22 protein-coding genes are annotated in these 22,662 nt (G+C 65.4%); 11 read left to right on the top strand and 11 right to left on the bottom strand.

The genetic code is table 11. The features are described 5' to 3' along the window. Positions 1 to 60 precede the first annotated feature (60 nt). The 8 genes from EN857_RS01665 (at position 61) to EN857_RS01625 (ending at position 8,461) form a co-directional block, all read left to right on the top strand. Complete coding sequence (locus EN857_RS01665) at positions 61 to 972, top strand: LysR substrate-binding domain-containing protein (RefSeq protein ID WP_127282457.1); 912 nt, start codon at positions 61 to 63, stop codon at positions 970 to 972. Positions 973 to 1,192: 220 nt separating this feature from the next. Further along, entirely contained in the window at positions 1,193 to 2,347 is a 1,155-nt protein-coding gene (locus tag EN857_RS01660) for an ABC transporter substrate-binding protein (protein ID WP_127282456.1), read from the top strand. Between the two features lie 167 nt (positions 2,348 to 2,514). Beyond that, positions 2,515 to 3,513 (top strand): ABC transporter ATP-binding protein, encoded by a 999-nt coding sequence (locus EN857_RS01655; RefSeq protein WP_127309808.1) that lies wholly within the window; start codon positions 2,515 to 2,517, stop codon positions 3,511 to 3,513. A gap of 223 nt (positions 3,514 to 3,736) precedes the next feature. After that, the gene (locus EN857_RS01645) at positions 3,737 to 4,705 is read left to right on the top strand and encodes an ABC transporter permease (protein ID WP_135857762.1); all 969 of its coding nucleotides are present in this window, start codon (positions 3,737 to 3,739) and stop codon (positions 4,703 to 4,705) included. Next, on the top strand, positions 4,695 to 5,510 hold the full coding sequence (locus tag EN857_RS01640; RefSeq protein ID WP_127282453.1) for an ABC transporter permease: 816 nt from the start codon (positions 4,695 to 4,697) through the stop codon (positions 5,508 to 5,510). Before EN857_RS01645 ends, EN857_RS01640 begins: the two co-directional genes overlap by 11 nt. Positions 5,511 to 5,616: 106 nt before the next feature. Then, the gene (locus EN857_RS01635) at positions 5,617 to 7,044 is read left to right on the top strand and encodes a gamma-aminobutyraldehyde dehydrogenase (protein WP_135857758.1); all 1,428 of its coding nucleotides are present in this window, start codon (positions 5,617 to 5,619) and stop codon (positions 7,042 to 7,044) included. Between the two features lie 45 nt (positions 7,045 to 7,089). After that, the gene (locus EN857_RS01630; RefSeq protein WP_127282451.1) at positions 7,090 to 7,575 is read left to right on the top strand and encodes a nuclear transport factor 2 family protein; all 486 of its coding nucleotides are present in this window, start codon (positions 7,090 to 7,092) and stop codon (positions 7,573 to 7,575) included. Positions 7,576 to 7,759: 184 nt separating this feature from the next. Beyond that, positions 7,760 to 8,461 (top strand): hypothetical protein, encoded by a 702-nt coding sequence (locus EN857_RS01625; RefSeq protein WP_127393762.1) that lies wholly within the window; start codon positions 7,760 to 7,762, stop codon positions 8,459 to 8,461. A 66-nt stretch (positions 8,462 to 8,527) separates the two neighbouring features. Here EN857_RS01625 and EN857_RS01620 read toward each other — a convergent pair whose 3' ends face one another. The 10 genes from EN857_RS01620 to EN857_RS01570 all read right to left on the bottom strand — a co-directional run bounded on the left by EN857_RS01620 (position 8,528) and on the right by EN857_RS01570 (position 19,027). Next, entirely contained in the window at positions 8,528 to 8,842 is a 315-nt protein-coding gene (locus EN857_RS01620) for a hypothetical protein (RefSeq protein ID WP_127282449.1), read from the bottom strand. Positions 8,843 to 8,889: 47 nt separating this feature from the next. Then, positions 8,890 to 9,252, bottom strand: a complete 363-nt coding sequence (locus tag EN857_RS01615; RefSeq protein WP_127282448.1) for a nuclear transport factor 2 family protein — start codon at positions 9,250 to 9,252, stop codon at positions 8,890 to 8,892. A gap of 84 nt (positions 9,253 to 9,336) precedes the next feature. Next, positions 9,337 to 9,816 (bottom strand): carboxymuconolactone decarboxylase family protein, encoded by a 480-nt coding sequence (locus EN857_RS01610; protein ID WP_127309814.1) that lies wholly within the window; start codon positions 9,814 to 9,816, stop codon positions 9,337 to 9,339. 108 nt (positions 9,817 to 9,924) lie between these two features. After that, entirely contained in the window at positions 9,925 to 11,478 is a 1,554-nt protein-coding gene (locus EN857_RS01605) for an alpha/beta fold hydrolase (RefSeq protein ID WP_135857756.1), read from the bottom strand. Between the two features lie 122 nt (positions 11,479 to 11,600). Then, a complete protein-coding gene (locus tag EN857_RS01600) occupies positions 11,601 to 11,915 on the bottom strand; it encodes a formate dehydrogenase subunit delta (RefSeq protein WP_127282858.1) in 315 nt (104 codons plus the stop codon). Further along, positions 11,905 to 12,729 (bottom strand): formate dehydrogenase accessory sulfurtransferase FdhD, encoded by an 825-nt coding sequence (gene fdhD, locus EN857_RS01595; RefSeq protein WP_135857753.1) that lies wholly within the window; start codon positions 12,727 to 12,729, stop codon positions 11,905 to 11,907. The genes EN857_RS01600 and fdhD overlap by 11 nt, the downstream gene beginning before the upstream one ends. A gap of 241 nt (positions 12,730 to 12,970) precedes the next feature. After that, a complete protein-coding gene (gene fdhF, locus EN857_RS01585; RefSeq protein WP_135857750.1) occupies positions 12,971 to 15,883 on the bottom strand; it encodes a formate dehydrogenase subunit alpha in 2,913 nt (970 codons plus the stop codon). Positions 15,884 to 15,893: 10 nt separating this feature from the next. Further along, a complete protein-coding gene (locus EN857_RS01580; RefSeq protein WP_135857748.1) occupies positions 15,894 to 17,450 on the bottom strand; it encodes an NADH-quinone oxidoreductase subunit NuoF in 1,557 nt (518 codons plus the stop codon). Continuing rightward, entirely contained in the window at positions 17,447 to 17,926 is a 480-nt protein-coding gene (locus EN857_RS01575) for a formate dehydrogenase subunit gamma (protein WP_127282854.1), read from the bottom strand. The genes EN857_RS01580 and EN857_RS01575 overlap by 4 nt, the downstream gene beginning before the upstream one ends. A 201-nt stretch (positions 17,927 to 18,127) precedes the next feature. After that, entirely contained in the window at positions 18,128 to 19,027 is a 900-nt protein-coding gene (locus EN857_RS01570) for a LysR family transcriptional regulator (RefSeq protein ID WP_127282853.1), read from the bottom strand. A 183-nt stretch (positions 19,028 to 19,210) separates the two neighbouring features. Here EN857_RS01570 and EN857_RS01565 point away from each other — a divergent pair, with 183 nt between their 5' ends. Together EN857_RS01565 and EN857_RS01560 are read left to right on the top strand one after the other, a co-directional pair. After that, positions 19,211 to 19,852 carry a DUF47 domain-containing protein gene (locus EN857_RS01565; protein WP_127282852.1) on the top strand — a complete coding sequence of 214 codons (642 nt, stop codon included), beginning with the start codon at positions 19,211 to 19,213 and terminating at the stop codon, positions 19,850 to 19,852. A gap of 3 nt (positions 19,853 to 19,855) precedes the next feature. Next, the gene (locus EN857_RS01560; protein WP_135857746.1) at positions 19,856 to 20,860 is read left to right on the top strand and encodes an inorganic phosphate transporter; all 1,005 of its coding nucleotides are present in this window, start codon (positions 19,856 to 19,858) and stop codon (positions 20,858 to 20,860) included. A gap of 21 nt (positions 20,861 to 20,881) precedes the next feature. Here EN857_RS01560 and EN857_RS01555 read toward each other — a convergent pair whose 3' ends face one another. After that, entirely contained in the window at positions 20,882 to 21,259 is a 378-nt protein-coding gene (locus tag EN857_RS01555) for a VOC family protein (protein WP_127282850.1), read from the bottom strand. A 231-nt stretch (positions 21,260 to 21,490) separates the two neighbouring features. Between EN857_RS01555 and EN857_RS01550 the strand changes: the two genes are divergently transcribed. After that, a complete protein-coding gene (locus tag EN857_RS01550; protein WP_135857744.1) occupies positions 21,491 to 22,660 on the top strand; it encodes an Mrp/NBP35 family ATP-binding protein in 1,170 nt (389 codons plus the stop codon). The last annotated feature ends 2 nt before the right edge of the window (positions 22,661 to 22,662 follow it).

The raw sequence follows: 22,662 nt of genomic DNA, 5'->3' as shown, positions 1-22,662 counted from the left end.
TGTTGTGGGCCGCCAAGTGGCCCGCTTTCCTTCCGCCCTGCGCCAGTGTTTAGTCCCGCCATGGCTTTCACCATCCGCCAGCTGCAGTTCTTCGTCGCCGTCGCCGAGCAGGGCACCGTGTCCGGCGCCGCGCAGAACCTCTCCATCTCGCAATCCTCGGTCACCGAGGCGATCAAGGAACTGGAAAGCGACCTCGGCGTCGAACTGTTCGAGCGCCATCCGCGCGGCCTCAACATCACCCACAAAGGCCACCAGTTCCTGCGCCACGCGACCAAGATCCTCGCCGATGTGTCGGACGCCCGCCGCGCCTTCTTCGGCGACCAGCTGGTGGCCGGCGGCCGCCTCCAGCTCGGCGTCACCTCGCTGGTCGCCGGCTATGTGCTGTCCGATCTTCTCGCCCGCTACCGTCGCGCCTATCCCGGTGTCGAGGTCTCGGCCATCGAGGACAATGGCGACTATCTCGAGCACCTTTTGATCGGCGGCAAGCTCGATATCGCCGTCATGGTCACCTCGAACCTGCGCGACCGCACCGCGCTGCAGTCGGAAATCCTCGAGGTCTCGGCCTATCGCCTGTGGGTGCCGCTCAGCCACAAACTCGCCAGCGCCGACATTATCGATCTCAGCGACATCGTCTCGGAGCCGCTGATCATGCTGACCGTCGACGAGATCGAGGAGAACACCGGCAAGCTGCTCGCGGCGCTCGGCGCCAGGCCGCATGTCGCCTTCCGCACCCGCTCGGTCGAGGCGGTGCGCAGCCTCGTCGCCACCGGCGCCGGCGTGGCGCTGCTGCCCGACCTCGTCTACCGGCCATGGTCGCTGGAAGGCGACCGCATCGAATCGCGCGATATTTCCGGCGCCTTGCCGGTGGTCCAGGTAGGCATGGTCTGGCGCCGCGGCTCCAGCCTGCCGCAGGCCGCGCGCGACTTCATCGGCCTTGCCCAGTCGCAGCGCATGGTCCGCCAGCGCCCCTGAAAGCTCGCGCATTTATCTATCGGAAAAACCGATATCGGCTTTCTGATAAATGAATTTGCGAAACCGGGAATTTCGCAGCAACCTCCGGTTAGGGAACCAAAAGCCGCCGCAGAGTGCGGCCCCTTGGAGCGCCGCCCATTTTCCTGGTCGGCGGACGCTTCAATGTTTTGAGGGTGCGCGTGATCTTATCGGAGACATGCGCCAAAATGGGAGATCGATGATGAATTCATTCCTGAAGTCGTGCACTGCATTGACGGTCGCGCTGACCTTCTCCGGCCAGGCCGTCGCCCAGGTCAAGGAACTCGGCAAGGGCGAGGGCGAGGTCAACATCGTCGCCTGGCCGGGCTATATCGAGCGCGGCGAAACCGACAAGGGCTATGACTGGGTCACCTCCTTCGAGAAGGAGAGCGGCTGCAAGGTCAACGTCAAGACCGCCAACACGTCGGACGAGATGGTCTCGTTGATGAACGAGGGCGGCTTCGACCTCGTCACCGCGTCGGGCGATGCTTCGTTGCGCCTCGTCGCCGGCAAGCGCGTGCAGCCGATCAACACCGATCTCGTCCCGAGCTGGAAGAGCGTCGACGACCGGCTGAAGGACGCCCCCTGGTTCACGGTCGACAAGGTGCATTACGGCGTTCCCTATCAGTGGGGCCCGAACGTGCTGATGTACAACACCGACGTCTTCAAGGAAGCGCCCAAGAGCTGGAATGTCGTCTTCGAGGAGATGAACCTGCCCGACGGCAAGTCGAACAAGGGCCGCGTCCAGGCCTATGACGGTCCGATCCACATTGCCGACGCCGCCAACTACCTGATGTTCCACAAGCCGGAACTCGGCATCAAGGATCCCTACGAACTGACCGAGGACCAGTACAAGGCTGCGCTCGACCTGCTGCGCGTCCAGCGCACGCTTGTCGGCCGCTACTGGCACGATGCCGCGATCCAGGTCGACGATTTCCAGAACGAGGGCGTCGTCGCCTCCGGCTCGTGGCCGTACCAGGTCAACACGCTGGTCGCCGCCAAGAAGCCGGTCTCCTCGACCGTGCCGGAGGAAGGCGTCACCGGCTGGGCCGACACCACCATGATGGAGGCGGACGCCGCCCATCCGAACTGCGCCTATATGTGGCTCGAGCACTCGTTGTCGCCCAAGGTTCAGGGCGATGTCTCGGCTTGGTTCGGCTCGCTGCCGGTAGTGCCCGCCGCCTGCAAGGGCAATGAACTGCTCGGCGACGAAGGCTGCAAGACCAACGGCTACGACAATTTCGACAAGATCAAGTTCTGGAAGACGCCGGTGTCGAAATGCGCCAGCGAGAACAACCAGTGCGTCCCCTATTACCGCTGGGTGTCTGACTATATCGGCGTCATCGGCGGACGGTGATCCATCACCCTCCCCCTTGTGGGGAGGGTAAACGCGCAGCGTCGGGGTGGCGGTCCGTGCCAGCCACCCCACCCGCGGCTTCGCCGCGACCTTCCCCATGGAGGGGGAGGTGAAGCAGCGCGCTATCGCGATCCGACAGAACCAAACCGGCAACTGACTGACAGCCCATGACCTCGGCCGTATCCTTTCAAAAAGTCTCCCGCCATTTCGGCAGCGTTCGCGCCGTCGACGCCGTCGATCTCGACATCGCGCCCGGCGAGTTCTTCGCCATGCTCGGCCCGTCGGGCTCCGGCAAGACCACCTGCCTGCGCCTGATCGCCGGCTTCGAGCAGCCGACCTCGGGCTCGATCTCCATTTTCGGCGAGCGCGCCGAGGGCGTCCCGCCCTACCGCCGCAACGTCAACACCGTCTTCCAGGACTACGCGCTCTTTCCGCATCTGAATGTCCTCGACAACGTAGCCTACGGGCTGATGGTCAAGGGCGTCGGCAAGCCGGAGCGCCATAAGGCGGCGGAAGAGGCGCTGTCGCTGGTCAGGCTTCCTGGCTATGGCGCTCGCCGTCCGGGCCAGCTCTCCGGCGGCCAGCGCCAGCGCGTCGCGCTCGCCCGCGCGCTCGTCAACCAGCCCAAGGTGCTCCTGCTCGACGAACCACTCGGCGCGCTCGACCTCAAGCTGCGCGAGAACATGCAGGAGGAGTTGAAGTCGCTGCAGAAGGCGCTCGGCATCACCTTCGTCTTCGTCACCCACGACCAGGGCGAGGCGCTGTCGATGGCCGACCGCGTCGCCGTCTTCAACGACGGCAGGATCATGCAGATCGGCACGCCTGAAGACATCTACCAGCGCCCGAGGACACGCTTCGTCGCCGACTTCGTCGGCTCGTCCAACGTGCTGCCGCCGGATTTCGTCCAGCGCTATTGCGGCCAGCATCGCTGGGGCAGTCTGCGCCCCGAATCCATCCGTGTCGCGCGCGACGCGAGCGGCGACGGCGTTGCCGCCCGCCTGGTCTCGACCAACTATCTCGGTGCCACCACCAGGCTGGCGCTCGACGCCGATGGACTAAGGCTTCACGCCATGGTGCCCGCCGGCATGGGAGTGCCTGAGGAAGGCGAGGCGGTGCTGCTCACCTTCAACCGTGACCACCTGCATCTGATGGACGAGCCGGCATGATGACGGTTGGCGCCTGGCCCCCCTCTCTGTCCTGCCGGACATCTCCCCCTCAAGGGGGGAGATTGGCTATCCATTCCGGCTTCGCCAATCGCCGACGTGGCAGAATTGGCGAGGCCGAGAAACCGCTGATCTCCCCCCTTGAGGGGGAGATGTCCGGCAGGACAGAGAGGGGGGCGAAGGATCTCGGCCTCTCCCATAATCCCGTTCAACAAGCGGCGGCGCCATGACCATCGCCGCTGTTCAATCCAACCCCGCCGCCCCTGCCATCCTGCCGGGCAGCGGCGGCCTGCGCGGCGCGCTCTCCGACCTGTTCTGGCGCCGGCCGAAGCTGTTGCTGCTCCTCATGCTGCTGCCGCCGGTGCTGTGGCTCGGCGTTGTCTATATCGGCTCGCTGTTCGCCCTGCTGGCGCAGAGTTTTTTCTCCATCGACGAGTTCTCGGGCCTCATCAACCGCGAGTTCACGCTCAAGACCTATGGCGACCTGCTCCAGGCCGCCAATCTCGACATCATCCTGCGCACGGTGACGATGGCGGCGCTCGTCACGCTGGCCTCGGCGATCATCGCCTTCCCGATCGCCTACTACGCGGCGCGCTACGCGCGCGGCCGCTGGAAGGCGCTGTTCTACCTTGGCGTCATGCTGCCGCTGTGGTCGAGCTACCTGGTCAAGGTCTATGCCTGGAAGCTCATCCTCGCCAAGGAGGGCATCCTCACCTGGCTGCTCGGCAAGCTGAACCTTCTGTGGCTGCTCGATGCCTGGCTGTCGCTGCCGATCGTCGGCGGCAACTCGCTGTCGGTGTCCTTCACCGGCACCTTCATCGCCTTCGTCTATGTCTGGCTGCCGTTCATGATCCTGCCCGTCCAGGCGGCGCTCGAGCGCGTGCCGGGCAATCTGGTCGAGGCCTCGTCCGATCTCGGCGCCTCGCCCGGCCAGACCTTCCGCAACGTGCTGTTCCCGCTGGCGCTGCCCGGCATCGTCGCCGGCTCGATCTTCACCTTCTCGCTGACATTGGGCGACTACATCATCCCGCAGATCATCGGCACCTCGCGCCTGTTCATCGGCCAGGCCGTCTATTCGCAGCAGGGCACGGCCGGCAACATCCCGCTGGCCGCCGCCTTCACCGTGGTGCCCATCGTCATCATGGGCTTCTACCTCTGGGGCGCCAAGCGCATGGGGGCCTTCGATGCGCTCTGACGGCTCGCCTTCCGCCCCGCTCGGCCTGAAGATCGCCGCCGCCTGCGGCCTGCTCTTCCTGCACCTGCCGATCCTGCTGATCTTCGTCTACGCCTTCACGACGGAGGAAAAGAGCTTCGTCTGGCCGCCGCCGGGGCTGACCACGCAATGGTTCGCCGTCACCTGGAACCGGCCGGATGTGTGGGAGGCGCTGTCGCTGTCGATCCGCGTCGCCGCCATCTCGACGGCGATCGCGCTGGTGCTCGGCACGCTGTGCGCCGCCGCCGTCTCGCGCACGCGCTTCTTCGGCCGCGAGACCATCTCTTTGCTGGTCATCCTGCCGATCGCGCTGCCCGGCATCATCACCGGCATCGCGCTGCGCTCGGCCTTCGCGCTGGCCGACATCCCCTTCTCGTTCTGGACGATCGTGCTCGGTCACGCCACCTTCTGCGTCGTCGTCGTCTACAACAATGCCGTCGCGCGCTTCCGCCGCACCTCCGGCTCGATGATCGAGGCCTCGATGGATCTTGGCGCCGACGGCTTCCAGACCTTCAGGCATGTCGTGCTGCCCAACATCGCCACCGCGCTGCTTGCAGGAGGCATGCTCGCCTTTGCGCTGTCCTTCGACGAGGTCATCGTCACCACATTCACCGCCGGCCAGCAGCAGACCGTGCCGATCTGGATGCTCGAGGAACTGATCCGCCCACGCCAGCGCCCGGTCACCAATGTCGTGGCCATGGTCGTGGTTCTGGTGACGCTGCTGCCGATCCTCTTTGCCTATTACCTGACCCGCGACGGCGACCAGATCGCTGGTTCGGGCAAATGAAGAACAGCGAATAGGGAATAGCCAATAGCGAATAAGGGAAAAGTCGACCGCCAACCCTATTCGCTACTCGCTATTCGCTACTCGCTCCTGATCAAGGAGAAATCTTATGGACACCCAGATGCTGATCGGCTCGACCTTCGAGAAGGGCACCGAGACCGAGGAGCCGATCCTCAATCCAAAGACCGGGGCGACCATTCTAAGCCTGCCTGAAGCCAGCCCGGCGCAGATCGAGGCGGCTGTCGGTGCCGCAGAACAAGCGTTCCTCAGTTGGTCGCGCACCACGCCGGCGCAGCGCTCCGGCTATCTGCTGAAGATCGCCGACCGCATCGAGGCCGAGGCCAAGGAATTCGCTGCGCTCGAGGCGCTGAACTGCGGCAAGCCGATCAACTCCGTGCTCAATGACGAGATCCCGGCGATCGTCGACTGCTACCGCTTCTTTGCCGGCGCCGTCCGTTCGATGCCCGGCCAGGTCGCCGGTGAATATCTGCCCGGCCACACCTCGATGGTCCGGCGCGACCCGATCGGCATCGTCGCCTCGATCGCACCGTGGAACTATCCGCTGATGATGATGGCCTGGAAGCTGGCGCCGGCGATCGGCGGCGGCAACACCGTCGTCTTCAAGCCGTCCGAGCAGACGCCGCTGACGGCGCTGAAGCTGGCCAGGATCCTGGCCGAGATCCTGCCGGAAGGTGTCGTCAATGTCGTGCTCGGCCGTGGCGAAAGCGTCGGCAACGCGCTGATCAACCATGCCAAGGTCAACATGATCTCGATCACCGGCGACGTCGCCACCGGCAAGAAGGTGCTGCAGGCGGCCGCCAAGTCGGTCAAGCGCACGCATCTCGAGCTCGGCGGCAAGGCGCCGGTCATCGTCTTCGACGACGCCGATCTCGGCGCCGTGGTCAGCGGCCTGCGCGCCTTCGGCTACTACAATGCCGGCCAGGATTGCACCGCCGCCTGCCGCATCTATGCCGGCAGGAAGGTCTACGACAAGCTGGTCGCCGACCTCTCCTCCGCCGTCTCGACCATCAAGTACAACCGGCCGGACGACACCGAGAACGAGATCGGCCCGCTGATCTCGCGCCGCCAGCGCGACCGCGTGTCGAGCTTCGTCGAGCGCGCCTCGGAACTGAAGCACATCGAGATCACCACCGGCGGCAAGCCGGGCGAGGGCTCGGGCTTCTACTACCAGCCGACAGTCGTCGCGGGCGCGCTGCAGGAGGACGAGATCGTGCGCCGCGAGGTGTTCGGCCCGGTTGTCTCGGTCACGCGCTTCTCGGAGGTCGACGAAGCGGTGAACTGGGCGAACGACAGCGATTATGGGCTGGCCTCGTCGGTGTGGACCAGGGACGTGTCGCGCGCCATGGCGACGGCTGCCCGCCTGCAATATGGCTGCACCTGGATCAACACCCACTTCATGCTGACCAACGAGATGCCGCATGGCGGATTGAAGCAGTCCGGCTACGGCAAGGACATGTCGCTCTACGCGCTGGAGGACTACACCGCCGTCCGCCATGTCATGGTGGCCCACGGCTAGCGCCATTCGCAGGGAACCTACCATTCAAAACCAGGGAGGAAGAAGATGCATCGCCGCCAGTTTCTGACATCAGCAGCCATTGCCGCCACGCTCCTTGCCGTCGCGCCGGCCTTTGCCGACGACAGCGCGAAGTCGGTTATCGAAGCATACCTCGCCGCGTGGAACGCTCATGATTCCGCCAAGGCCGCGGGCTATTTCGCCGACGACGTCACCTACTACGACGCGTCGGTCGGCACGCCGGTCAAGGGCAAGGAAGCGGCCAAGACCGGCGTCATCGACAATTTCCTCAAGGCCGTCCCCGACGCCGTCTGGACGATGAAGGGCGCGCCTGTGATCGAGGGCGACCGCGCCTCCTTCGAATGGGAGTTTTCCGGCACCAACACCGGCCCCTGGGCCGACGGCACCGCCGCAACCGGCAAGAAGTTCTCCTTCACCGGGGCCTCGATGTTTTCACTCAAGGACGGCAAGATCGCAACCCAGAGCGACTATTACGATGCGCTCGGTTTCTACAAGCAGCTTGGCCTGATGTAGGTTGCGGCTTCGGGCAAAAAAGGATGGCGGCGGGACTGCCATCCTTAAAGTATTCAGTTCACCGGTTGTCATCCGTTAAGTCTGTTGAACTGCCGCCGCGTGGCGACGGTTGCCGATTTACTGAATATTCAACCTGTGCGAGCAGCTTCGCTGACGGGAAACCACGCAGCGAGGGGGTTCGCGCATGACTGTCTCGAAGATCAAGCTGACAATGATCGGCGGCTTCTGCCTGCTGGTCGCCTTCTTCTGTGCCAAGGACATCATCGCCAAGAGCGGCTGGCCGCAGGTGCCGGCCGAAATCACGGCGGTCACGGTCGAATGCCTGATGGAATCGACCCAGCACAGGATCGTCTACAAGACAGTCAGCAGCGCCTCGATCCCATGCGAATTGGTGGAAGCATTCAAGTCGGTCCATGCCGACAAGGAATGGACGGTGAAACAGAAATTCACCGGCATCTTGCGCGTCGGCGCCGGCGCGGACGCCGTCGAGGCGACCATGGACCTGAACAAGAGCGGAGGCCGTGAGCCGCAGGTTGGCGACAAGCTCGTGGTTGTTCAGAATCCCGCCAAGGCGACACAGATCGAGCGGGCCGGAATGACCGGCACGCGTGTCATGCTGGCCGCCGGCGCGGCGGCGCTCGGCGCCCTGCTCCTGTTCCTCGCGTTCAGGCGCCCGCGGCCGTCGTCCGCCAATGCCGCGGCCGCAGGCTTGCCGGGAGGCAATGCCGCCGAGCGCGCGCGCCAGGCGGACGCCATGATCGCTGCGGCGTTGGCCAAGCAGGCCACCCTGCCTAATCAGGGTCCGGCCGGCCGCCAGGCGGCAGCGGGGCTGGCCAGGGAGGCGCGCTTTTCGGGGCAGCGCAGCAGTTTCGGCCGCAAGAGCTGACGGCCGGACCAACGTCTGTCGCCCCGGAGCGGTTGCGGGCGACAGGCATGCCGATTGGGGCCGCCGCTATTCGACGATCCGGAAGATCTGCCAGACATTGGTGCCCGACACGACATAGGGCTCCAGCGCCTTGCCCCATTTGGCGTGCGCTTCGATCTTGCCGAGCTTGGCGAAGAACGCTTCCAGCTGGGCCAGGCTTTCGACCTGGTGATGCGACTCGATCCTCGATTCATGCGCGCCGATCGATCCGGTCATGATCTGGAAGTTCAGATCTGAGATGCCGACCTGCGAGCCGACGTCGCGTTCCCATTGCCGCATCATGTCGAGCACGGTCTGCTTGTGGCCGAACTTGGCGTCGATCTGCCATCTGGCGCTGAACATTGTCGTTCTCCTGCGAGTTTGCGGCCCAGCCGCTGTTGATCTGCTTGCTACTCGTCCCAGGCTTGCACCACGGTCTGTCGCGCGATCCTGCCGGCCTTGAGCTCCAGCATCGCCGCGCAGAACACCTTGGTGCCGTCGGGATAGGCGCAGGCCTGGGTGAAGGCGAGGTTGTCGCCATCGGCGATGGTGGTGTCGACCTTATGGGTCATCGCCCGGCTGCAGATGTCGTCCCAGAAGGTGGTGATCGCCGCGCGGCCGCGGATTTCGCGCGGCTTGCTCGGCGGATTGTTGCGGTCGATCACCCGCACCAGCGCGTCGTCGGTGTAGAAGCTCGCCAGCAGCTTGCCGTCACGGCCCTCGATTGCCTTCTTGATGGCAGCGCCGTCCACCAGTTGAGTCTTGGTCAACATTTTCTCCTCCATGGCCCGCCGTAAGGCGGGACGTTCGATTGATCGGGGGCGCTGCCCGGCTCAAGCGCCGGGCAGATGCATTCCTCACTGCGACTTCGCCTTGACGGCGGCGAATACGTCGTCGGTCTGCTTCTTGAAGGTGGCGAGATCGACCTGGCTGCCATTGAGCATCGTCGACCAGTGGCGCACGATGGCCGCCATCGCGATCGCCTCCTTGATCTCCTCGTCGCTCGCGCCGTTGAGCCTGGCCGCCTCGGTGTGGAAGTAGATGCAGTACTGGCAGGGGATCTGCGCCGCCACCGCAAGCCCCATCAGCTCCTTCGTCTTGCCGTCGAGAGCGGTGTTGGGATTGAGCTGCACGCCTTTGATCTCGGCCCAGGCGCCGGCGACCGCCACGTCAGGCAGCGTCTTGAACATGTCGGGCACCGAACCGAGCGTCGCCTGGATGTCTTTGTAGGCAGCGGTGGCCGAGGAATCTTCGGCTTTGGCGGGAGCAAGCGTGAAGATCGCGCCAACGCCTGCCGCGATCACCAGCGATTTGAGTGTCCGGTTCGACTTCTCCATCTCATCCTCCATTGGCAGGTGCTTCGCGGCGAAATCCGCCTGGCCTGCATGAAGAAAATCCTAGCGCTCTGCCGCGCCGCGCCGCTTCGCCCAAAAGCGCCATGGCTCTCATGGCCCGTCCGGGCCAGTGTGCCTGGCCGAAAACGCCGCCGCCGCCGCCCGCGACGGCAGGTCGAGCTTGAGCAGGATGTTGGCGACGTGACGCTTGACCGTGTGTTCGCTGAGGCTGAGCTCTGCGGCGATCGCAGCGTTGCTCTTTCCGTCGGCGATCAGGTTCACCACCTCGCTTTCCCGCGCCGTCAGCGTCGCCGGCTCGGCTGGCCTGGCCTTCGGCCGGCAGGCTGGTTCCAGATGCTGTTCCGAGGTCGCGTGCACCACCGGCAGCGGCTCGTCCAGCTCGTCGAGGCTGATGCGGCCGGCCTCAGTGAAATGCAGCCCCGAGCCGACGGTGAGGTCGGCAACCAGCCGGGAGGCTAGGATGTCGCCGCGCCCGGCATGGCTGGCAAGCTGCAGGGTCACGCGCGCCGTGAGCCCGACCGGCTGGCCGCGCAACTCGATCTCGCCGACATGCGCCCCTTGCGCGCTCGCCACGCCGATCTGCTGCGCCGCCTCGCGCAGCGCCGCCGCGCAGCGTATGGCGCGCCCCGGCCCGTCGAAGCGCGAGACCATCAACTCGCCATGCGTGCCGGCGGCGCGCCCGCCATGGCGGCCAACCAGCAGCCGCCAGGTTTCCTGGAAGCGCTGGCTGCGCTCGCTCCACATGCGGTCGCCGAGCTTGGCGGTGTCGTAGATGCGCGTCACCAGCAGTGCGGCGAGCACGCGCTCGGTGTCGGCCACCGCCGGTTCCCCGGTCAGGAACTCCTCGATCAGGTCGGCCACGCGGTCGACGTCGCCGGTCCACACCGGATGGTCGCGCCCGGCTATCTCGACCAGCCGGGCGCCGGGGATCTTGTGGGCAAGGAAGCGGCTCGCCTCGGGGTCGACCCGCACATCGTTGCGGCGATGGATCAGGAGCGTCGGCGCGCTGATCGTGCTGAGGATGCCGCGCACGTCGACACCGGCATTCATGCGGGCCAGCGCGGCCGCCGCCGTCGGGCTCGCCGACAGCCGCTCAAACCGCGCCCACCATTGCGAAAAATGCGGGTCGTCGATCCGGCCCGGCGCGAAATTGGGCAGCGTGGCGCCGGTCCCCCACGCCGTTTCCGCGGTCTCGATGAAGGCCTCGAGACGCTCTGGCGGCATCACCCATCTGTGGAAATTCGCATAGCCGCCATAAAGCACCAGCGACCGTGTCCGCTCCGGATAGGTGGCCGCGAACAGCATCGCCATCGGCGCCCCTTCCGAGGCGCCGAGGATCGCCGCGCGGCCACTGCCGGCGGCGTCCATCACCGCGCGCACGTCGTCCATGCGGGTCTCGAGGCTGGGCAGGTGGCGGCCGTCGACGCGGTCGGAGAGGCCAGTGCCGCGCTTGTCGAACAGGATCAGCCGCGAGAAGGCCGAAAGCCGTTTCAGCAGACGGCTGTAGCCCTCATCCTCCCACTGCAGGTCGAGGTTGGATATGAAGCCCGGCACGAAGACGAGATCGAACGAGCCCTGGCCGACCACCTGATAGGCGATCCGCACATCGCCGCTACGGGCGTACCGGGTCTCGATCGGCCTCACGCAACACCCCGCCGGCCAGACGACTTCTTGTCGTCGACCATAGCAGAGCTATGCCGTCCGCGGCAGACAAACTTTAGAGAGCTAAAATATAAGGTCTTTGGTGAACGGGAGCGACGGCCGCGTTACTTGTGCAAGGCACCGTTCCCGCCTTGCGCAGGCCCGGTGTAACCGATGCTCGTGTCGGCCTGTTCGGACGTCTTGGGCCGCTTGATCTTTGCCGAGGCGGCCACTACCAGCTCGTTGAACGTCTCGGTGCCGTCGTCGAGCATCTCGAACAGCTGCCGCCGCATCCTCGGTTCCCAGAACTTGTTGATGTGCTCGGCGACGCCGGTGATGCCTTCCTCGCGCGGCTTGGAATCGAAGAAGGTTGCGATCTGGTTGGCCATGCGCACCAGCTTTTCCCTGGTGCTGGTGATGTGGTCTTCGTCATGCGACATGCTTGGCAACTCCGGAAACCACCCGGTCGGGGTGGGTGAAAATATCGAAATCTTCGCCGCGCACCAGCGCCACCAGCGTCATGCCGGCGGCCTCGGCTGTGCGGATGGCAAGTGCCGTCGGCGCCGAAACGGCGATGATGATGGCCGCACCGATGGCGGCCGTCTTCTGCACCATCTCCACCGACACTCGCGACGTGACCACGACGGCGCCCGTCGCGCCGTCGATGCCGGCCTTGGCAAGCGCGCCGGCCAGCTTGTCCAGCGCATTGTGGCGGCCGACATCCTCGCGCGCCATGACGACGCCCTTGCCCGGCACGTAGAAGCCGGCGGCGTGCACGGCGCCGGTCTCGGTATGCAGCGGCTGCACCTTCGACAGGAGCTTGACCGAGCGGGTGATGTCGTCGGCGTCAAGCGTAAGCTTTGACGAACCGACCGCGTCGACCGAACGCATCGCCTCCTCGATGGATTCGATGCCGCACAGCCCGCAGCCGACCGGCCCGGCGAGCCTGCGCCGCCTTGCCTGGAAGCGCGTGTTGGCCTTGTCCTTCAGCCTGATCTGGATGTCGATGCCGGCGCCGAGATCCTCGACCTCGATCGCCTCGATCTCTTGCGGATCGGCAACGATGCCTTCGGTCAGCGAGAAGCCGAGCGCGAAATCCTCGAAATCGGCCGGGCTCCCCATCATCACCGCATGGGTGGTGCCGGCATAGGAGAATGCCACCGGCGTCTCCTCCGGCACCATGCGGTTCGCCGCAGTCGTGCCGCTGGCGCGGTGCGCGAGACGAGAGGTCTGAGAGACAGGAGGGCGGGTCACGAGGCGCCAACCTCTGGCCTGCCAGCTATCTCACTTAGGAAGCACCTTGCTTCAACGGGCGATGGCTCTTCCGGGCCTTCCCCCACTCCGTCGCTGCTTCGCAGCGCCACCTCTCCCCCCTCCGGAGGGAGAGGAAGTGCGACTCCCGACCAAGGCTCGCGCCTTTCCTCTCCCCCGTCGATCGGGGGAGAGGTGTCGAGCGAAGCTCGACGGAGTGGGGGTCGACCATGTCTCGACACAATTACTCCGCCGCTTCCAGCGGAGCGATGCGGCGGCTCTGCCGCGCCTGCTCGTTATAGTCCTTCTGCCAGTCGGTCGGGCCGTTGGACGGCGCCACCTGCACGGCGGTCACCTTGTATTCCGGACAGTTGGTCGCCCAGTCCGAGAAGTCGGTGGTGATGACGTTCGCCTGGGTGTCCGGGTGGTGGAAGGTCGTGTAGACGACGCCCGGCGAGACACGGTCGGTAATCAGCGCGCGCAGCGTCGTTTCGCCCGAACGGCTCACCAGCCGCACCCAGTCGCCCTCGCGGATGCCGCGATTCTCGGCGTCGTGCGGATGGAGTTCCAGCCGGTCCTCGGCATGCCACATCACGTTCTCGGTGCGCCTGGTCTGCGCGCCGACATTGTACTGCGACAGGATGCGGCCGGTGGTGAGCAGCAGCGGATAGCGCGGGCCGGTCCGTTCGTCCGTCGCCACATATTCGGTGCGGATGAACTTGCCCTTGCCGCGCACGAAGCCATCGACATGCATGATCGGGGTGCCGAGCGGCGCCTTGTCGTTGCAGGGCCACTGCACCGATCCGACGCGGTCGAGCATCTCGAAGGAGACGTTGGCGAAGCTTGGCGTCGTCTTGGCGATCTCGTCCATGATCTCGGACGGATGCTGGTAGTTCCAGTCGAGCCCGATGGCGCGGGCAAGCTCCTGCGTCGCCTCCCAGTCGGCGTAGCGCGCCTTCGGTTCCAGCACCTTGCGCACCATGTTGATGCGGCGCTCGGCGTTGGTGAAGGTGCCGTCCTTCTCGAGGAAGGTCGAGCCCGGCAGGAAGACATGCGCGTAGTTCGCCGTCTCGTTGAGGAAGAGGTCGTGCACGACGACGCATTCCATCGCGGCGAGACCAGCGGCGACATGCTTGGTATCGGGATCGGACTGCAGGATGTCCTCGCCCTGGATGTAGATGCCCTTGAACGAGCCGTCGACGGCGGCGTCCAGCATGTTGGGGATGCGCAAGCCCGGTTCGTCGTCGAGCTTGACGCCCCACAGGCTCTCGTAGATGTCGCGCACCGCTTCCCCTGAGATGTGGCGATAGCCCGGCAGCTCATGCGGGAAGGAGCCCATGTCGCACGAGCCCTGCACGTTGTTCTGGCCACGCAGCGGGTTCACGCCGACGCCCGGACGGCCGATATTGCCAGTGGCCATGGCGAGGTTGGCGATCGCCATCACCGTGGTCGAGCCCTGGCTGTGTTCGGTGACGCCGAGGCCGTAGTAGATCGCACCATTGCCGCCCTTGGCGTAGAGCCGCGCCGCACCCCGGATCAGCTCGGGGTCGACGCCGGACAGCTTGCCGACGGTCTCGGGGCTGTTTTCCGGCAGGGCGACGAAGGACGCCCAGTCCTGGAACTCGGCCCAGTCGCAGCGCTCGCGGATGAAGGCTTCGTCGAACAGGCCCTCGGTGACGATGACATGCGCCAGCGCCGTCAGCACCGCAACGTTGGTGCCGGGCTTCAGCGGCAGGTGATAGTCCGCTTCGATATGCGCCGACTTGACCATCTCGGTGCGGCGCGGATCGAGCACGATCAGCTTGGCGCCCTGGCGCAGGCGCTTCTTCAGCCGCGAGGCGAACACCGGGTGGGCGGAAACCGGATTGGCGCCGATGACGACGGCGACGTCGGTGAATTCGACCGAGTCGAAATCCTGCGTGCCGGCCGAGGTGCCGTAGGTCTGGCCGAGCCCGTAGCCGGTCGGCGAGTGGCAGACGCGGGCGCAGGTGTCGACATTGTTGTTGCGGAAGCCCTGCCGCACCAGCTTCTGGACGAGATAGGTCTCCTCGTTGGTGCAGCGCGAGGAGGTGATGCCGCCGATCGCGGTGCGGCCGTACTGGTACTGGATGCGGCGGAATTCCTTGGCCGTGTGGGCGATCGCCTCTTCCCAGCTCACCTCGCGCCACGGATCGGAGATCTTGTCGCGGATCATCGGCGACAGGATGCGGTCCTTGTGGGTGGCGTAGCCATAGGCGAAGCGGCCCTTCACGCAGCTATGGCCGTGGTTCGCCTTGCCGTCCTTGTAGGGCATCATGCGGATGACCTCGTCACCCTTCACTTCGGCCTTGAACGAGCAGCCGACGCCGCAGTAGGCGCAGGTGGTGACCGCCGAGCGCTCCGGCATGCCCTTCTCGAGCACCGTCTTCTCGCGCAGCGCGTCGGTCGGGCAGGCCTGCACGCAGGCGCCGCAGGACACGCATTCGGAGGCGATGAAATCCTCGTGCATGCCGGCGACCATGCGCGATTCGAAACCGCGGCCCTCGATGGTCAGCGCGAAGGTGCCCTGCACCTCTTCACAGGCGCGCACGCAGCGCGAGCAGACGATGCACTGCGCCGGGTCGTAGGTGAAATAGGGGTTGGATTCGTCGCGGGCGATGTAGTCGACCGCCAGCGAGCCATGGCCTGGCGCGACGCCGTTCTCTTCCTTGACGTGGTTGCGGCCCTCGACGCCGTAGCGGTTCTCGCTCAGGCCGACGGACTTCGCCACCACGTCGAATTCGCTGGCGCCGGTACCGGCCGTCTCGTTCCAGCCGGTCGGATGGTCGGAGAGGTAGAGCTCCATAACGCCGCGGCGGATCGCATCGAGCCGCTCGGACTGCGTGCGCACCACCATGCCTTCGCCGACCGGCGTCGTGCAGGAAGCCGGCGTGCCGCCGCGTCCGTCGATCTCGACCAGGCAGACGCGGCATGAGCCGAATGAATCCAGCATGTCGGTGGCGCAGAGCTTCGGGATCTCGACCCCGCCCTCCATCGCCGCGCGCATGATCGAGGTGCCTTCCGGCACCGTGATGCTGCGGCCGTCGACGATCAGCGTGATCTGTTTTTCCGCCCTCGACTCCGGGGTGCCGTAGTCGATCTCTTCGATGAGCGATGGGAAGTCGGCCTTGATGTTCATCTGCCAGCTCCTATTCAGCCGCCACGCGCGTCGGCGCCGGCTTGAAATCCTCGGGGAAATGCGTGATCGAGCTCATCACCGGGTAGGGCGTGAAGCCGCCCAGTGCGCACAGCGATCCGAACTTCATCGTGTTGCAGAGGTCGGTGACCAGAGCGAGGTTCTTCTCCGCCTCGATGCCGGAGGCGACCTTGTCGAGAACCTCCACTCCGCGCGTCGACCCGATCCGGCACGGCGTGCACTTGCCGCAGCTCTCGATGGCGCAGAACTCCATGGCGAAGCGCGCCTGCTTCAGCATGTCGGCGGTGTCGTCGAACACGGTGAGGCCGGCATGGCCGATCAGCCCGTCCTTGGCGGCAAAGGCCTCATAGTCGAACGGCGTGTCGAACAGCGCGCGCGGGAAATAGGCGCCGAGCGGACCGCCGACCTGCACCGCCTTCACCGGACGCCCGGAAGCCGTGCCGCCGCCGATGTCGTCGACGATCTCGCCCAGCGTCAGGCCGAAGGCCGTCTCGAACAGGCCGCCATGCTTGACGTTGCCGGCAATCTGGATCGGGATCGTGCCGCGCGAGCGGCCCATGCCGAAATCCTTGTAGAAGGCGGCACCCTTGTCCATGATGATCGGCACCGAGGCCAGGCTGATCACGTTGTTGATCACCGTCGGCTTGCCGAACAAGCCCTGGATTGCCGGCAGCGGCGGCTTGGCGCGCACCACGCCGCGCTTGCCTTCCAGGCTGTTCAGAAGCGAGGTTTCCTCGCCGCAGACGTAGGCGCCGGCGCCGACGCGGATTTCCATGTCGAAGGCGTTGGGCGAGCCCAGCACGTTGACGCCGAGCACGCCGTGCTTGCGGGCGATCTCGACGGCCCTGTTCATCGTCGCCACCGCATGCGGATACTCCGAGCGGATATAGACGAAACCCTTGGTCGCGCCGGTGGCGATGCCGGCGATCGCCATGCCCTCGATCAGCACGAAGGGATCACCCTCCATGATCATGCGGTCGGCGAAAGTGGCGCTGTCGCCCTCGTCGGCGTTGCAGACGATGTATTTGCGGTCCGAAGCGGTATCGAGCACCGTCTTCCACTTGATGCCGGTCGGGAAGCCGGCGCCGCCGCGGCCGCGCAGCCCGGATTCGGTGACCTGCTTGACGATGTCCGCGGGCGCCATGGCGACGGCGTTGTGCAGGCCCTTCAGCCCGCCATGCGCCTTGTAATTGTCGAGCGACAGCGGATCGATGACGCCGCAGCGCGCGAAGGTCAGCCGCGTCTGCTTGGCGAGGAAGGGGATCTTGTCCGGCGCGCCAAGCCAGCGCTTATGGGGCGCGCCCTTGAGGAAGCCGCTGTCGAACAGGCTCTTGACGTCGGAAGGCTTGACCGGCCCGTAGGCGACGCGGCCCTCGGCCGTCGCAACCTCGACCATCGGCTCCAGGAAATAGGCGCCGCGCGAGCCGTTGCGCACGATCTTGGCCTCGACGCCGCGCTCCGCGAGTTCCTTCTCGATCGCCTTGGCGACCTTTTCGGCGCCGAGTGCCAGCGCGCCGGAATCTCCGGGGATATAGATGCGCGGGATCATGAGCGTACCTCCGCGACGATCTCTTCGATCTTCTCGTCATCGAGCCGCCCGATCACCTCGCCGTCCAGCATCGCCGACGGCGAACAGGCGCAAAGCCCGAGGCAATAGACCGGCTCCAGTGTAACCGATCCGTCGCGGGTGGTCTCGTGGAAACCGATGCCGAGCAATTGCTTGACCTTGGCGGCGACCGCATCCGAGCCCATCGACTGGCAGGCTTCCGCCTGGCACAGCTTGAGCACATGCCGGCCGGCCGGGCGGGCGCGGAAATCATGGTAGAAGGTGACGACACCGTGCACTTCGGCCCTGGAAAGGTTCAGCCCGTCGGCGATGACCGGCAGCGCTGCCTGCGGCACATGGCCGAATTCTTCCTGGATCTCGTGCAGGATCGGCAGCAGCGGACCTTCGAGGTCCTTCAATTCATCTATGATCGCGGCTGCGCGCGATGCGATCTCGGTACTTGCAGGCTGCATTGGCATGCAGCGCCCTCCCTGGTCGTGGCGACCCGATGTGTGTCACCCAAAATATCAAAATATAGAGCGGTTTTGGGGCAACGACACGCACCCGGCGCAATATCGCTAAGTCCTTACGAAATCAGAGGAAACCTCCGAAATCAATAAAGCTGTCCCGTTGCTTGATAGAAATTTTCTATCAAGCGCGCTCGACCTGCATTGTCTAGCCTAGCGATGGGCGCGGAAATCGTCCGCAAGCGTCATCGCCTCGTCCAGCAGCGCCTGCACCAAGGGCGTGTGCGGCTCGCCCGGCGCCGCCACCAGGCCGACCGTGTGGCTGGCGTCCGGATCGACGATCGGAATGGCCCTGATCGGTTCGGAAAAGCCGAATGTTTCCGCAAGGTTGAGCGGCATGATCGACGACCATTTGCCGGTGCGGATGTGCGAAAACAGCACGATCATCGAATTCGATTCCAGCGTCGGCCGCACCTGCACTCCGGCCTCTGCCAGATGCTGGTCGATGATGCGGCGGTTCTGCATGTCGGGCGTCAACAGGCAGAGCGGCAGCTGGCTGATCTCCGCCCACGTCACTTTGTCGCGGTCGGAAAAGGGATTTCCGACCGCGGTGATCAGCTGATAGCGCTCGTCATAGAGCGGCACGCTCACCACGCGTCCGAGCGGTTCGTTGTCGAGATAGGTGATGCCGGCATCGACGTCGAAATTGCCGAGCAGCGACAGCACCTCGATCGAGGTGCGCGACAGCACCGAGAAGGTGACGCCGGGATGCTTGGCCCGGAACGGCGTCGTCAGCCGCGCCACCATTGCGAGCGCTGTCGGGATGGCGGCGATGCGGATGCGGCCGGACAGGCCGTGCCGGGCCGCGCGCATCTCCTCGCGCATGGTGCGGCTGTCGCCGACGATGCGGCGCGCCCACACCAGCACCTGCTTGCCTTCCGGCGTCAGCCCTTGGAAGCGCGAGCCGCGCAGCACCAGCATGACGCCGAGCTGTTCCTCCAACTGCTTGATCCCCGCCGACAGCGTCGGCTGGGTGACGCCGCACACTTCCGCCGCCCGGCCGAAATGTTCCTCCCTGGCGAGCGCGATGAAGAATTCCAGCTTGTCGATCATGCCTTTGATGCCTGTTGCGGACCTTCTGTCCGCGCGTTCCGCGCAGGGTCGGGGAAATTGTCCTGCGCCGCAAGTCGCATCTGCCGTCGCCCGGCATCCACATCTTTTCAGCCGGCTTACTGTTTCCCGGGGCGCCTTGCGGCGTTATGTCAGTGACGGGTGTAGACACGACGGGAGATCGACATGCTGGGCTGGTTCCGCAAGCTGCTGCCGCGCGAAGATCGCTTCTTCGACCTGTTCGAACGCCATTCCCGCACGGTGGTCGGCGGCGCCGAGGCGCTGCAGCAGCTCCTGCAGGGCAAGGACATCGACCGCTGGAGCCAGAAGATCATCGATCTCGAGGACGAGGCCGATCGCATCACTGCCGAGGTGCTTTTGGCCGTGCGCCGCTCCTTCATCACCCCCTTCGATCGCGGCGACATCAAGGACCTGATCCAGTCGATGGACGACGCCATCGACATGATGCACAAGACCGTCAAGACGGTGAAGCTGTTCGAGAAGACCGAGTTCGACCCGCTGATGCAGGAGATGGGCGCCGTCATCGTCGACGCCGCCAAGCTGGTCGCCGAGGCGATCCCGCTGCTCGGCAAGGTCGGCGCCCACAGCGTTCGTCTCAACGCCATTGCCGAGGAGGTCATGCGCGCCGAGGGCCGCGCCGACGACCTGCACGAGCAGGGGCTGAAGGATCTGTTCAAACGGCACGGCCGCAGCGATCCGATGGCCTATCTGATCGGCTCTGAGATCTATGGTGAGCTGGAGAAGGTTGTCGACCGGTTCGAGGACGTCGCCAACGAGATCAGCGGCATCGTGATCGAGAACGTTTAGGCGATGGACGCCACCATCACCTTTCCCCTGCTGGTTGGCCTCGTTGCCGTGGCGCTGTTCTTCGATTTCCTGAACGGCCTGCACGACGCCGCCAATTCGATCGCCACCATCGTCTCGACGCGCGTCCTGAGGCCGCACTATGCGGTGCTCTGGGCGGCCTTCTTCAACTTCATCGCCTTCATGTTCTTCGGCCTGCATGTCGCCGAGACGGTGGGCAAGGGCATCGTCGACGCCAGCATCGTCACGCCGGCCGTGATCTTTGCCGCGCTGGTCGGCGCCATCGTCTGGAACATCGTCACCTGGATCGCCGGCATTCCCTCCAGCAGCTCGCATGCGCTGATCGGCGGGCTGGTCGGCGCCGGCGTCGCCAAGGCGGGCACAAGCGCCATCGTCTGGTCGGGCCTCGGCAAGACCGTCGCGGCCATCGTGCTCTCGCCGGCGACGGGTTTCGTGCTGGCGCTCCTGCTCGTCCTCATCGTCTCCTGGCTGTTCGTGCGCCAGACGCCATTCGCCGTCGACAACAGCTTCCGTGTCCTGCAGTTCTTCTCCGCCTCGCTCTATTCGCTCGGCCACGGCGGCAACGACGCGCAAAAGACCATGGGCATCATCGCCGTGCTGCTCTATTCGCAAGGCATGCTCGGCGGCACCTTCCACGTGCCGCTATGGGTGGTAATCACCTGTCAGTCGGCGCTGGCGCTAGGCACCTTGTTCGGCGGCTGGCGCATCGTCCACACGATGGGCTCGAAGATCACCCGGCTGAACCCGATGCAGGGCTTTTGCGCCGAGACCGGCGGCGCCATCACGCTGTTCGCCGCCACCTGGCTCGGCGTTCCGGTCTCGACCACGCACACCATCACCGGCGCCATCATCGGCGTCGGCGCCGCCCGCCGTGTCTCAGCCGTGCGCTGGGGCATTGCCGGCAACATCGTCGTCGCCTGGGTCGTCACCCTGCCGGCCACCGCCGCCATTTCGGCGCTCACCTATTTCGCCACGCGCCTGGTGGGCTGACGCGGAGCGGGGCGCAAAGACCTACTCGCCCGCGAGGCACAATATGTTGCCGTCCGGATCCTTGAACCAGGCGACCTTCATGCCGTCGCCGACATGGATGTCGCCGTCCAGCGACAGGCCGGGCATCTCATAGTGTTCGAAGGCGACGCCCTTCGATTTCAGCGACTTGACGACAGGAGCGATCTCGTCGCCGACGTTCCAGGTCACAGCCGTTGCCTTGTTGGTTCCGGCGAAATCCGAATGATAGACGTTGATGACCGTGTCACCACTTTTGTAGACGACCAGTTCGCCAGCCATGTCGTCCACCTGCCTGAGACCCAGCGTTCCCTCATAAAATGTCTTGGCTCTCGCCAGGTCTTTCACCGCCAGATTGGCTGCTGCATTGCTGTTTGCGAGCATGACAGTCTCCTTCCCGGATTTGTTGTGTCGCCGCTCATGGCAAGCGAGATAGGGCCCGTGGATCGATTGGCCATGGGCAGGCGTTGAACTGCCGGTCGACCGGGAAACGTCATCGGGCAAATCCGACACTGCCGGTCGTTTTCCGTGGCACGCCGGGCAAGCCTTTGCTCCACGGCTTGGTTCTTGCCGGAAACTGCACTATCTGCATCGCCAAAACCCCGAGGAAACACCATGGCCGTCACCAAGGAAACCGTCATCGAGCGCCTGAAAACGGTCAACGGGCCGGATTTCACCGGCAACATCGTCGACCTCGGCCTGGTCTCGGAGATTTTCATTGCCGATTCGAAGGTGTTCTTCTCGATCACCGTGCCCGCCGCCCGCGCCCAGGAGATGGAGCCGCTGCGCGCCGCAGCCGAGCGCGTGGTCAAGGCCATTCCGGGCGTCGCCGGCGCCGTCGTGGCGCTGACGGCGGAGAAGAAGGGCGGCGGCATGGAAGCGCCGGTGCCGCCGCGTCCCGCGCCGCGGCCGGCACCGGCTGCCGCGCCGCAGCGCCCCGTGCCGCAGGCGCCGGCATCGCACAGCCACGGCAAGCGCGGCGTGCCCGGCATCGACGCGATCATCGCGGTGGCCTCCGGCAAGGGCGGCGTCGGCAAGTCGACCACAGCGGTCAACCTGGCGCTCGGTCTTGCCGCCAACGGCCTCAAGGTCGGCGTCCTCGACGCCGATATTTACGGCCCGTCCATGCCAAGGCTGCTCAACATCCACGGCCGGCCGCAGACGGTCGACGGCAAGATCCTGAAGCCGATGCAGAACTATGGGCTGAAGGTGATGTCGATGGGCTTCCTCGTCGATGAGGAAACGCCGATGATCTGGCGCGGCCCGATGGTGATGTCGGCGCTGACCCAGATGCTGCGCGAGGTCGAATGGGGCCCGCTCGACGTGCTGGTCGTCGACATGCCGCCCGGCACCGGCGATGCCCAGTTGACCATGGCCCAGCAGGTGCCGCTCGCCGGCGCCGTCATTGTCTCGACGCCGCAGGACCTGGCGCTGATCGATGCCCGCAAGGGCCTCAACATGTTCAGGAAGGTCGACGTGCCGCTGATCGGCATCGTCGAGAACATGAGCTATTTCCTCGCCCCCGACACCGGCAAGCGCTACGACATCTTCGGCCATGGTGGGGCGCGGCGCGAGGCCGAGCGGCTGGGCGTCGCCTTCCTCGGCGAGGTGCCGCTGGAAATGGGCATTCGCGAAAGCTCGGATGCCGGCGCGCCGGTGGTGGTCTCGAAGCCGGAAGGCGCCGAGGCGAAGATCTACCGCGACATTGCGGCAAAGGTCTGGGGCAGGGTCAATGAGGAGCGTGGCGCGGCGGAAGCCGCGGTGCCCTCGATCGTGTTCGAGTGATC

The organism is Mesorhizobium sp. M4B.F.Ca.ET.214.01.1.1 (assembly GCF_004791545.1).
Classification (GTDB): domain Bacteria; phylum Pseudomonadota; class Alphaproteobacteria; order Rhizobiales; family Rhizobiaceae; genus Mesorhizobium; species Mesorhizobium abyssinicae.
This window is presented reverse-complemented; position numbering and strand designations above follow the sequence as displayed.

Coding starts and splice junctions, on each gene's coding strand:
- EN857_RS01665 (WP_127282457.1), top strand. CDS start 61: ATGGCTTTCACCATCCGCCAGCTGCAGTTCTTCGTCGCCGTCGCCGAG.
- EN857_RS01660 (WP_127282456.1), top strand. CDS start 1,193: ATGAATTCATTCCTGAAGTCGTGCACTGCATTGACGGTCGCGCTGACC.
- EN857_RS01655 (WP_127309808.1), top strand. CDS start 2,515: ATGACCTCGGCCGTATCCTTTCAAAAAGTCTCCCGCCATTTCGGCAGC.
- EN857_RS01645 (WP_135857762.1), top strand. CDS start 3,737: ATGACCATCGCCGCTGTTCAATCCAACCCCGCCGCCCCTGCCATCCTG.
- EN857_RS01640 (WP_127282453.1), top strand. CDS start 4,695: ATGCGCTCTGACGGCTCGCCTTCCGCCCCGCTCGGCCTGAAGATCGCC.
- EN857_RS01635 (WP_135857758.1), top strand. CDS start 5,617: ATGGACACCCAGATGCTGATCGGCTCGACCTTCGAGAAGGGCACCGAG.
- EN857_RS01630 (WP_127282451.1), top strand. CDS start 7,090: ATGCATCGCCGCCAGTTTCTGACATCAGCAGCCATTGCCGCCACGCTC.
- EN857_RS01625 (WP_127393762.1), top strand. CDS start 7,760: ATGACTGTCTCGAAGATCAAGCTGACAATGATCGGCGGCTTCTGCCTG.
- EN857_RS01620 (WP_127282449.1), bottom strand. CDS start 8,842: ATGTTCAGCGCCAGATGGCAGATCGACGCCAAGTTCGGCCACAAGCAG.
- EN857_RS01615 (WP_127282448.1), bottom strand. CDS start 9,252: ATGTTGACCAAGACTCAACTGGTGGACGGCGCTGCCATCAAGAAGGCA.
- EN857_RS01610 (WP_127309814.1), bottom strand. CDS start 9,816: ATGGAGAAGTCGAACCGGACACTCAAATCGCTGGTGATCGCGGCAGGC.
- EN857_RS01600 (WP_127282858.1), bottom strand. CDS start 11,915: ATGTCGCATGACGAAGACCACATCACCAGCACCAGGGAAAAGCTGGTG.
- fdhF (WP_135857750.1), bottom strand. CDS start 15,883: ATGAACATCAAGGCCGACTTCCCATCGCTCATCGAAGAGATCGACTAC.
- EN857_RS01580 (WP_135857748.1), bottom strand. CDS start 17,450: ATGATCCCGCGCATCTATATCCCCGGAGATTCCGGCGCGCTGGCACTC.
- EN857_RS01575 (WP_127282854.1), bottom strand. CDS start 17,926: ATGCCAATGCAGCCTGCAAGTACCGAGATCGCATCGCGCGCAGCCGCG.
- EN857_RS01570 (WP_127282853.1), bottom strand. CDS start 19,027: ATGATCGACAAGCTGGAATTCTTCATCGCGCTCGCCAGGGAGGAACAT.
- EN857_RS01565 (WP_127282852.1), top strand. CDS start 19,211: ATGCTGGGCTGGTTCCGCAAGCTGCTGCCGCGCGAAGATCGCTTCTTC.
- EN857_RS01560 (WP_135857746.1), top strand. CDS start 19,856: ATGGACGCCACCATCACCTTTCCCCTGCTGGTTGGCCTCGTTGCCGTG.
- EN857_RS01555 (WP_127282850.1), bottom strand. CDS start 21,259: ATGCTCGCAAACAGCAATGCAGCAGCCAATCTGGCGGTGAAAGACCTG.
- EN857_RS01550 (WP_135857744.1), top strand. CDS start 21,491: ATGGCCGTCACCAAGGAAACCGTCATCGAGCGCCTGAAAACGGTCAAC.